The following is a 10033-nucleotide window of genomic DNA, read 5'->3' on the forward strand; positions in this document are numbered from 1 at the left end:
CATAAAAAGGTATGTGTATCGAGTAATTGCCTCACTCCATATACTCCTTCATTTCGGCCAGCGGCTCATCAAAATCATCAGACATCCAAACTAGTCCCTTTGCGCTACCAAATTTGGGACGAGGTTTGGCAGATTCTATGGGCGTAAATTTAATTGCCGGACGATCTCCTTTAAGCAAAATCACTTCTTCACCATTAATGGCTGCTTCTATTAGCTCGTTCAGTTTGGTTGCAGCTTCTGTTGCAGATACTTGCATCGTTTTAGCTCCGTTCTGACTACACCTCAATTGTATGGGATGATTCTCACAACTCACAAAAGGGATGTTGTACCGTAGAAATAGCAATTTGTCCGATCGATCTCCCGAACATAGTTACTTGTTTTTAAATCGCGACAGTGCAAGAGTCTCAGCTCATTTCAGCGATCGACTATCAACTATCAACTATCCACTATCCACTATTCCCAGAATGCGTCAAACAACTTACGATGTCGTGCTGTATGGGGCTAGTGGCTTTGTCGGACAGCAAACTGTGCGGTATTTTGCCGAACATACTCGTCCTGGTGAAGTGCGGTGGGCGATGGCCGGTCGCGATCGCCAGAAGTTAGAATCAGTCAGGGCTAGAGTTGGGGTCGATGTCGATATCCTGGTGGCGGATAGTCAGGATCGGGCAGCGATTGATGCAATCGTATCGCAAACGTGGGTGGTATTGAATACGGCGGGGCCATTTGGGGTATATGGCGATGAGATTGTGGCTGCTTGCGTGCGTCACCGCACTCACTATGTCGATATTACGGGTGAAACGCCCTGGGTGCGTGATTTAATCGATCGCCATCACCAGCAAGCAGCGGCGGATGGGACGCGGATTATCCCCTGTTGTGGCTTTGATTCGGTGCCGTCGGATTTGGGCGCGTATCTAGTGGCGCGTTATTTCCAGCAGGAACGCGGGGTGGACTGTCGGCAGGTGAAAGCTTATTATCAGGCGGCGGGCGGGTTTAATGGTGGTACTTTGGCTTCGGGTTTGGATATTTACGATCGCGGTCAATGGGAGCGGGTAGCTAATCCGTTTTTGCTCAATCCGCCGGAATCGGTGCCTGTAGATGTAGAGCGGCATCGCGATCCGGTTGCGCCGCAATTCGACGAGGATGTGGAGGCTTGGACTGCGCCATTTTTTATGGGGCCGGTGAATACGCGGATCGTGCGGCGGAGTTGGGCGTTATTCGATCGCATAGCGTCTCTGGAAGAGAATCGTCAGCAGGAGTCTTATGGGGCGGATTTTGGTTATCAGGAGTATTTGAAGTGCGATCCGCCGTGGGGGTGGTTGCAGTCGGCGGGAATGGTGGGCGGTATGGCGTTAATTGCTGGTGCTCTGCAAGTGCCACCGTTGCGCGCGCTGTTGCTCCAAGGGATGCCGCAGCCCGGTTCTGGCCCGACGGAGCAGGTGATGGATGCGGGGTGGTTTCGGTGTGAGTTGTTGGGTTGGGGGAGCGATGGCTCGCGGGTGCGGGGGCTAATTGCGGATGAGGGCGATCCGGGGAATCGGGCGACGGTGAAGTTTGTGTGTGAGTCGGCTTTATGTTTGGTGTTGGATTTTGAGGGTTTGCCAGGTGGCACGGAGCGGGGTGGGGTGTTGACGCCAGCGGTGGGGTTGGGGGATGTGTTGGTGGGGCGGTTGCGGGGGGCGGGGATGCGGATTGAGGTTGGGGGTTGATTTATGTGATTTAGGGTCAATAGTGCTAGGCGTAGCGGTAAACGATCGATACTTGTAGGTTGCGAAGATTGCTGGTGAGGGCAGAACCCGGGTCTGGGGGTGCCGACCCCCAGACCCCCCGTTGAGGGGACGGGACGCCTCCCCTCAAACTCCCCTACGTAAGGGTTAGATAGTGAGTGGCATAGCGCGCTTCGCATTAGTAATTGGACTGTGGATTGCTAGTGTTGAGCGATCGAGTCGTATCGACGGAGAGCTTCTCATACTCCCCACTATCCACTATCCACTATCCACTATCCACTATTCACTCCCCGCTCCCAACTCCCCGCTCCCCGCTCCTAATAATGCGTCCCCGACTTCCGATGATGAATAGCGGTGACTCCGGTGGGGTTGAAGACTTTGCCAGTATCGATCGTGGCGTAAATTAACCAATGATCGCCGCATTCCATCCGGCTTTGGACGTTGCATTCGAGGTAGGCGAGGCTATCGGTGAGGATCTGGCAGCCGTTGGTGGCGGTTTCGATGTTAACGCCGACGAAGCGGTCTTCGCCAGGAGCGAAGGGTTTGAGGAATTGTTTCATCAGGGGGATGTGTTTGCCCTGTTCGAGGATGTTGAGGACGAATTTACCGTCTTTGTGCATCAGGGATTCGATCGCGCGTTCTTTGGCGACGGCGACGGTGAGGCCGGGAGGATTGAAGGTGGCTTGAGATACCCAGGATGCTAGCATTGCCCCAGATAAATCGCCCTGTTGGGTGGTGACGATCGTCATGGCACCGACGATCCGCCCGACGGCTTGCTCGACTCGATCGGTAGTAGCTTCGCCGATCTTGGCTTAGGGGATGCTGGCTTTTTTAGCTTTCTTAACGGCTTGGGCAAAATCGGTGCCGGTTTCTTCGCATTCTTTGAGAGTGATTTCGGTTGGTTTGAATTTGACCCGAATCGGCTCGAATCCGAGTTTGTAGCCTGCATCTTTGAGCTTGGTTTCTAATAGGTCGATCGCTTCACCACTCCAACCAAACGAGCCAAATACTCCGGCTAATTTAGTCTTTTCGGCAGTCGATAAAACTACACCTAAAGCAGTTTGAATCGGCGTCGGGGCGTGGCCGCCGAGGGTGGGGGAACCGATAATAAAGCCCGCGCATTTTTCCAATGCAGCCTTAATTTCAGCAGGTTCGACAAATTCACAATTAATCGATTCTACACCCACACCTGCTTTAGTAATACCAGCGGCGATCGCTTGGGCAACGGTGGCAGTATTGCCATAAGCAGAAGCATAAATCAGGGCGACTGAGAGGGATTGACTGCTTTGGGCTTTACTCCACTGGTGATAGAGATTAGTTAATTCAGTTAAACCGTATTTAACTAGGGGGCCGTGTCCGGTAGCGTAGCAACTAATCGGATATTCGGAAATTTTATCTAAAGTAGCACTAATTTGTTTGGCTGCTGGAGCCATCAAACAATCGAAATAATAACGCCGATCTTCAGCGTATGTTTCCCAACCTTCATCAAATACTTGATCGCCGCAAACATGGCAACCAAACAGTTTATCGCTGTATAAAACTTGAGTTTTCGGATCGTAGGTTAATAATCGATCGGGCCAGCGGGGGGTTGGGGCAAGGATGAATTTTAAGAGATGTCCTTTGCCGAGATCGATCGATTCTCCACCCTTGATGGCGATGATTTTGAGGTCGTCACGATCGAGAATGGTTGGTAAGGCGATCGCAGCGGGATTGGAGCAGACGAAGGTAATTTGGGGGGCGATTTCGAGGAGCTTTTTAAGTGTTTCGCCGCGATTGGGGTTGATGTGACCGAGGATAACGTATTCGATTAATTTGACATTAAAGCGGCTGTCTAATCCGGCAATGAAGACATCGGTGAAGGAGGATCCGGGGGGGTCGATGAGGGCTTTGATGTCGCCTTTGATGATGAAGGAGTTGGCGGTGGTGCCGCGTCTGAGTCCGTACTCGATTTCAAATTTGAGTCGATCCCAGGCGCGGGAGCGGCGGCCGGTGGTGTCGGGGGCGATGGGGGAGGCTTGCAGGTCGCGGGGGGGCATAGTGCTTAGTGTGGTGGGTATTTTAACGCAAAGGGCGCGGGGGGATTTTGGTGCTTGGGGATGGGTGATGGTGGTTTCCGCAGAGGGCGCGGAGGGTAGGAGTTAGAGGTTATTGACGATTCTACGGATGCCGTCTTTGAGGAGGAGGACGTTGAAGTTAATGATGAGTCCGAGTTTACAGTGGGATAGTTTGAGGTATGTGAGGACTTGGGCTGAGTGTAGTGGATTGATGGATTCGACTGCTTTGAGTTCGACGATTACTTTGTTTTCAACTAAGAGATCGACTCGATAACCGCATTCCAATTTAACGTCTTGATAGACTAGTGGCAGACCTTTTTGCTGTTCCACCTTTAAATTCGATCGAGTTAATTCATAACACAGACAAGCCTCATAAGCCGATTCCAATAATCCTGGCCCCAAAGCCTTGTGAACCTTCAAAGCACACCCAATAATCGCACTAGATAACTCATTCTCATTCATACCTTCGCGCCCTTTGCGGAAATCACCAGCAACCATCGACATCTCTCATTCCCCTCCGCGCCCTTTGCGTTAAAAAAAACACCATCTCCGCCCTAATAATGATTCCCCACCCGCCGATGATGCACCGCCGTCAACCCCTCCACCTTGGCCACCCGCCCAGTATCCACCGTCGCATACACCACATGATGATCGCCACAAGCCATCCGACTCGCTACCTCACATTCCACATACGCCAAGGCATCCTGTAAAATCGGGCTACCATTCGCCGCCGCCTGAGTCTTCACACCCTCAAATCTGTCCGCCCCAGGTGCGAATCGTTTCAGGAAATGCCGCATCAAGGTCTGATAATTCCCCTCTTCGAGCATATTTAACACGAATTTATCCCCGACTTGCATCAAGGAATCGATCGCCCGATCGTTTGAGACTGCGATCGTCAAGCCCAATGGCTCAAAGCTAGCCTGAGTCACCCAGGAAGCCAGCATGGCACTACTAAAGTCGCCTTTTTTGGCAGTGATGATATACAAGCCGCCACTTATCCGCCCCAAGGCTTTGTCGAGGTCGGAATCGAGGGACTTCATCTGTTTGATGGCTTTATCTTTGGTCAGGAGTTGGCCTAAGTCGGTGCCAGCTTCTTCACACTGCTGATAGATCGCCTCAGTGGGGGTTTCTTTGACCCGGATAGCGGGGAAAGCGATGCTGACGCCAATTTCACGGAATTTACTAACTAGGGGGTCTACAGGCTCATCGTCGCCGCCGTAGGATTCAAATAAACCGATCGTCTGTTTGTTTTTGGCAGCTACCAGAATAGTCCCGATCGCGGCTTGGGCTAGTTCGGAAATTTTACCGTGTCCGGGGGGCATCCCGATCGCGATACCAGCACTGCGCCCGACTAGTTCTTGGACTTCTTGGGGGTCGGCGGATTTGAGATCCATCATTTCGACAGCAACGCCAGTTTTGGTAATGCCGCGCGCGAGGGCTTGGGAGAGCCTGTCGCTATAACCGTAGTCGGCGACGTAGAAGACGGCCACGCTAGCTTCTGCTTTGGCTTTGAGTTGCGACCAGTCTTGATACCGTTGGACGAGTTCGCCGACGTTGTAGCGCAATAGGGGGCCGTGTCCGGTGGCAATCGTGCCGACGGCGGGGAGTTCGCCCATCCGTTTGAGGGCAGATAGTACCGATCGAGCGTTGGGTGCCATCAAGCATTCATAATAGAACCGATAATCGGGTTCGATTTTGGCTAAATCTTCATCGAAGATAGCTTCGGAGCAATAGTGCATCCCAAAGGCATCGCAAGTATAGAGGATCTGGGTACCGAGATCGAAGCTGAAGATCGTATCGGGCCAATGTAAATTCGGCGCAATTACAAATTCGATCTCGTGTCCTTGCCCCAAATCGAGGACGTCGCCGTTTTTAATGATTAATTTCGTAAACGGTTGATGGACGAAGTTTTCCAGGAATTGAATCGCAACTTTGCTCCCGACGACGGTGACATTGGGTGCTAGAGCCAAGATATCGCGTACTAACCCACTATGGTCGGGTTCGGTATGACTGATAATTAGATAATCGAGCTGGCTGGGATCGATGTGACCCTTGAGGGTATCGAGATAAAGCTGGCGAAATTTCTCGTGGGAGGTATCTACTAAGGCGAGTTTGTCGCCCCGAATGATAAAGGAATTATAGGTAGTGCCATTTTGCAATCCAAATTCAATATCAAACCTGTCGCGCTCCCAGTCTAACGATCGAATCGTAGTCGTATCCTCGGCGATCGCTTCAACCTGGATCGTCAACCGTTTTTGAACTTTATCGGTTAGTAGTACCATCGTGCTTTACCTCTACCTATTCAATTCACTAGGTGTTTGTTCCTATTGTGACACGATCCTTTTGGTGAGTTGAATCGAAAAAACTATCGATCGACATAATTTAGACTAATCGATCGAGGGGCATTGCTCGATTGAGGGATGAAAAGCTAGAAAGAATCGCGGGGGGCGGGGAGAAAAGAAAATTGTGTTGTAAAAACAGAGAACTATGCCTCAGATCGGCAACGCCTCGATCGGGGTTTGAGTGGATAGGAGGTAGTTGAATTTAAACGCAAGCGTTCTTATTCTATCCCCGCTCCCCGCTCCTAAATCCCTACCGCTCCACCTGTTTTTTCCCTTCCTTATACCACTGATACCAACTTTGCGAACTCCGCATGGCTAGCCACAACAGCAGCAGAGCGATTAATCCCCCAGAGTTGGGTGCTTTGAAGGCAAATAATACTAATAACACGCACAAGATATCTTCGAGGAAGATTGCCCAAGTTGGCAATCCTTGGAGCCGATAAAACCAACCCACTTTGACTAGTTGCAAAACTAGTGCGAATAAGCCGCCGACTGCACCCAGAATCCAGGTGATGTGCTCTGGTTCGTGTAAAATTCTGGCTACGGCCATCGCCATCACGGCACCGACAAGGGGGCTAAACAATAGCTCGACAAATTGCAACAGCCGTTGTCCCCACAGTTGTTTGGAGACAAATAGTTCGAGTAGCGTCCAGGCAGTGAGGACGGCGATTAGCACTGGTGGTTGGATGCGACTTAACAGTGGTACTTGTTGCCACAAATCGCCTTGGATCAGCCCAATTACCAACAGTGGCAGCGCAATTCGCATTCCAGCAGCCGCAGATACCGATAGTACCGCCAAGATTCCAATCATGAATATTTCTGCTGTTGAAAGTCGATTTTCTAGCTATTAGCGACCATTTTAGCAGCTTGGATGTGCCCTAATTTTTGAGTAGTTCAATGTTAGACTGAGCATCAAATCGCTCGATATCGATCGACACGAACCGATATCGTAAGATAGAACTACTCGATCGCATCAACCTTATCCTCTCCCCATCCCTATGACCGATTCTTCTTACGCTTCGCGAACAGAGCGGCTCCCCCAGCACCCGCCAGTTCTTGATGTTCGTAATTTACGGGTAGAATTTTTAGGTGCTCGGCAACCAGCGGTTGAGGGGATTTCGTTGACGCTCCAACCTGGGCAAACGCTGGGGATTGTGGGCGAATCTGGTTCGGGGAAGTCGGTGACTTCGTTGGCAGTGATGGGTTTGCTGCCTAATTCAGCGCGAGTGACGGCTGGCGAGGTGTGGTTCCAAGATAGGGAGACAGCATCAACGCAAGATCGCGCGATCGATTTATTGAGTTTACAGCCATCCCAACTGGCAGGTTATCGCGGCGACCGAATGGCGATGATTTTTCAGGAGCCGATGAGCGCGCTCAATCCGGTATTTACGATCGGTTATCAATTAATCGAAGCCATTACGCAACACCAATCGGTATCAGCAGCCGAGGCGCGGCGTCTGGCTGTTTTTAGTTTGCAAGAGGTCAAGTTAATTCCCAGTGATGAGGACTTGCGGGAAGAATATTTGACCAAAATTGAGGCGAGTAATTTCAAGAAACTTTCTGAAGATATCTCGTTGACACCGCCGAGCGATCGCGAACTCAATCAAATTATTAACGAGCAAAAATTAGCCTGGTTGGAGCGTTATCCCCACCAACTTTCGGGCGGACAATTGCAACGAGTGACGATCGCGATGGCGATTTCTTGCAATCCAACTTTATTAATCGCTGACGAACCGACAACGGCTTTAGATGTGACCGTACAAGCAACTATTTTAGAACTCCTGCAAGAGTTACGCGACAGGCGGGGGATGGCAATGATTTTCATCACCCACGATCTGGGAATTATCGCCGAGATTGCCGATGTGGTAGCAGTCATGTACAAGGGTAAAATCGTCGAATGTCAGCCGATCGTCGAGCTATTTCAAAATCCGGCTCACCCTTATACGAAAAGTTTGCTGGCTTGTCGTCCGCGTCTCGATCGCGAGTCGAAAATTCTGCCCACGATTCGGGACTTTATGGAAGAGCGCATGGGTGCCGATGGTGTAATTGAAATCGTTGAAAAGCCCCAGCCAGCCGCCATAATTAATCAAGAGATTCCGGATATTCGCCCGATCGCGACACCAAAGATCGAGCATAAATCCACTCCAATTTTATCAGTTAGAAATTTAAAAGTTGGTTTTCCCGCCCAAGGAATGTTTGGGAAAGATCGCCAACAATATACGTGGGCAGTCAATGATATTGACTTTGATGTTTATCCAGGCGAAACACTCGGTTTAGTTGGCGAATCCGGCTGCGGTAAAAGTACCCTCGCCCGAACGATCTTGAGATTGATCGAACCTCAGCAAGGCTCGATCGAATTTCAGGGTAAAAACATTACTACCCTCCTTATGGGTGAAGCAATGCAAATCCTGCGCCGCGACTTGCAAATTATCTTCCAAAACCCTTTCGGCGCGCTCAATCCTCGGATGAATATTCGCGATTTGATTATCGAGCCGCTAGTGATTCATCGCACGATTAAAAGCAAATCGCAACGCCAAGAACGTGCCGAATATCTCCTCCAACGAGTTGGTTTGAGTTCGGACTACCTCAAATCCTATCCCCACCAATTATCCGGCGGTCAACGCCAGCGCGTCTGTATCGCCCGCGCCCTGGCTCTCAATCCCAAATTCATCATCTGCGATGAATCCGTCTCCGCCCTCGATGTCTCCGTGCAAGCCCAAGTCTTGAACCTACTCAAAGAATTACAAGGTGAATTCAATCTCACCTATATTTTTATCTCCCACGATCTGAGTGTGGTCAAGTTTATGAGCGATCGAATAATGGTAATGAATCGCGGTAAAATCGAAGAACTCGAAGCGGCTGCCACCATCTACCACGAACCCAAAACCGAATACACCCGTAAGCTCATTGCTGCTATCCCCCTCGGCACGATCGATCGCATCATTCATCAGCAAAGTCGCCGAGCCATGGTTGAGAGTGAGTAGGGGATAGGGAATAGAGGATAGGGGATAGTGAATTGAGTTTGGATATTGTCCCAGTCCCCAAGTCCCCTATTCCCCCTTCCCCCTTCCCCCTCGCCCTATGCCCTATCCCCTATTCCCTATCCCCTAAATGATTACCGTAGCCTTACCAAAAGGTGGTTTGCTCAAAGATTGTATCCAGCTATTTCAATCTGTTGGTTTAGACTTTAGTGCCTTCCTTGAAAAAGATAATCGCCAACTTCAGATCGTCGATCCGACTAATCGAGCAAAAGCTTTACTAGTACGCAATCATGATGTGCCTGTATATGTAGAATATGGACAAGCTCAATTAGGAGTTGTCGGTTATGATGTTTTGCGCGAAAAAACACCTCAAGTCGCGCAATTAGTAGATTTAAAGTTTGGAACTTGTCGATTATCAGTCGCTGTCAAAGCCAGTAGTCCGTACCGGAATAGTTTGGATTTACCCGCACACGGTCGCGTCGCTTCCACCTTCGTACATTGTGCGCGCGAATACTTTGATAGCATCGATTTGCCTGTCGAAATTGTGCCTTTATCTGGTTCGGTAGAATTAGGCCCCATTACAGGCATGTCAGAAGCAATTATCGATCTAGTTTCGACGGGCAAAACCCTGCGGGAGAATGGTTTGATCGAGATCGAAACTCTATTTCATAGCAGTGCCAGACTCATCGCCCATCCACTTAGCTATCGCTTAGATCGCGATAATCTCAGCGGTTTAGTCACCCAGATTCGATCTAATTCACTCGTGAATATTTAGGTAACGTCAATTCAGTAAAGCTTAATTTCGATCGGATTGCTTTGCCGATCGAAATTAGGCTTTACTGTTACGCTCTCATCTGAATTGCGTTCTCGACGATCTTCGCAGCGGCACAGAGATCTCCAAAATCGGTATCTACTTGCCGCTTACAGTAACA

General features: G+C 50.1%; 7 protein-coding genes and 1 pseudogene. 3 read left to right on the forward strand and 5 right to left on the reverse strand.

Features of this window, described 5'->3' with window-relative positions:
- Positions 1-31 precede the first annotated feature (31 nt).
- On the reverse strand, positions 32-256 hold the full coding sequence (locus RMO84_RS04990) for a DUF2281 domain-containing protein (RefSeq protein ID WP_310487375.1): 225 nt from the start codon (positions 254-256) through the stop codon (positions 32-34).
- A gap of 208 nt (positions 257-464) precedes the next feature.
- Between RMO84_RS04990 and RMO84_RS04995 the strand changes: the two genes are divergently transcribed.
- Positions 465-1706 (forward strand): saccharopine dehydrogenase NADP-binding domain-containing protein, encoded by a 1242-nt coding sequence (locus tag RMO84_RS04995; protein ID WP_310487376.1) that lies wholly within the window; start codon positions 465-467, stop codon positions 1704-1706.
- Positions 1707-2041: 335 nt separating this feature from the next.
- On the opposite strand, the pseudogene RMO84_RS05000 reads toward RMO84_RS04995, so the two are convergent.
- The 4 genes and pseudogenes from RMO84_RS05000 to RMO84_RS05015 form a co-directional block, all read right to left on the reverse strand.
- Positions 2042-3760 (reverse strand): annotated as a pseudogene (locus RMO84_RS05000) (diflavin flavoprotein).
- Positions 3761-3862: 102 nt separating this feature from the next.
- Positions 3863-4240, reverse strand: a complete 378-nt coding sequence (locus tag RMO84_RS05005) for a GxxExxY protein (RefSeq protein WP_396135774.1) — start codon at positions 4238-4240, stop codon at positions 3863-3865.
- 92 nt (positions 4241-4332) lie between these two features.
- A complete protein-coding gene (locus tag RMO84_RS05010; RefSeq protein WP_310487378.1) occupies positions 4333-6060 on the reverse strand; it encodes a diflavin flavoprotein in 1728 nt (575 codons plus the stop codon).
- A gap of 310 nt (positions 6061-6370) precedes the next feature.
- A complete protein-coding gene (locus RMO84_RS05015; RefSeq protein ID WP_310487379.1) occupies positions 6371-6931 on the reverse strand; it encodes a DUF4126 domain-containing protein in 561 nt (186 codons plus the stop codon).
- Positions 6932-7118: 187 nt separating this feature from the next.
- Between RMO84_RS05015 and RMO84_RS05020 the strand changes: the two genes are divergently transcribed.
- Both RMO84_RS05020 and hisG read left to right on the forward strand, forming a co-directional pair.
- Positions 7119-9104 carry an ABC transporter ATP-binding protein gene (locus tag RMO84_RS05020; RefSeq protein WP_310487380.1) on the forward strand — a complete coding sequence of 662 codons (1986 nt, stop codon included), beginning with the start codon at positions 7119-7121 and terminating at the stop codon, positions 9102-9104.
- Between the two features lie 127 nt (positions 9105-9231).
- Positions 9232-9876 (forward strand): ATP phosphoribosyltransferase, encoded by a 645-nt coding sequence (gene hisG, locus RMO84_RS05025; RefSeq protein ID WP_310487381.1) that lies wholly within the window; start codon positions 9232-9234, stop codon positions 9874-9876.
- The last annotated feature ends 157 nt before the right edge of the window (positions 9877-10033 follow it).

It is taken from the genome of Chamaesiphon sp. VAR_69_metabat_338 (assembly GCF_031423935.1).
Classification (GTDB): domain Bacteria; phylum Cyanobacteriota; class Cyanobacteriia; order Cyanobacteriales; family Chamaesiphonaceae; genus Chamaesiphon.

Bases quoted from the DNA above. Each gene is read 5' to 3' on its own strand.
- RMO84_RS04990 (WP_310487375.1), bottom strand. From the start codon at position 256: ATGCAAGTATCTGCAACAGAAGCTGCAACCAAACTGAACGAGCTAATA.
- RMO84_RS04995 (WP_310487376.1), top strand. From the start codon at position 465: ATGCGTCAAACAACTTACGATGTCGTGCTGTATGGGGCTAGTGGCTTT.
- RMO84_RS05005 (WP_396135774.1), bottom strand. From the start codon at position 4,240: ATGAATGAGAATGAGTTATCTAGTGCGATTATTGGGTGTGCTTTGAAG.
- RMO84_RS05010 (WP_310487378.1), bottom strand. From the start codon at position 6,060: ATGGTACTACTAACCGATAAAGTTCAAAAACGGTTGACGATCCAGGTT.
- RMO84_RS05015 (WP_310487379.1), bottom strand. From the start codon at position 6,931: ATGATTGGAATCTTGGCGGTACTATCGGTATCTGCGGCTGCTGGAATG.
- RMO84_RS05020 (WP_310487380.1), top strand. From the start codon at position 7,119: ATGACCGATTCTTCTTACGCTTCGCGAACAGAGCGGCTCCCCCAGCAC.
- hisG (WP_310487381.1), top strand. From the start codon at position 9,232: ATGATTACCGTAGCCTTACCAAAAGGTGGTTTGCTCAAAGATTGTATC.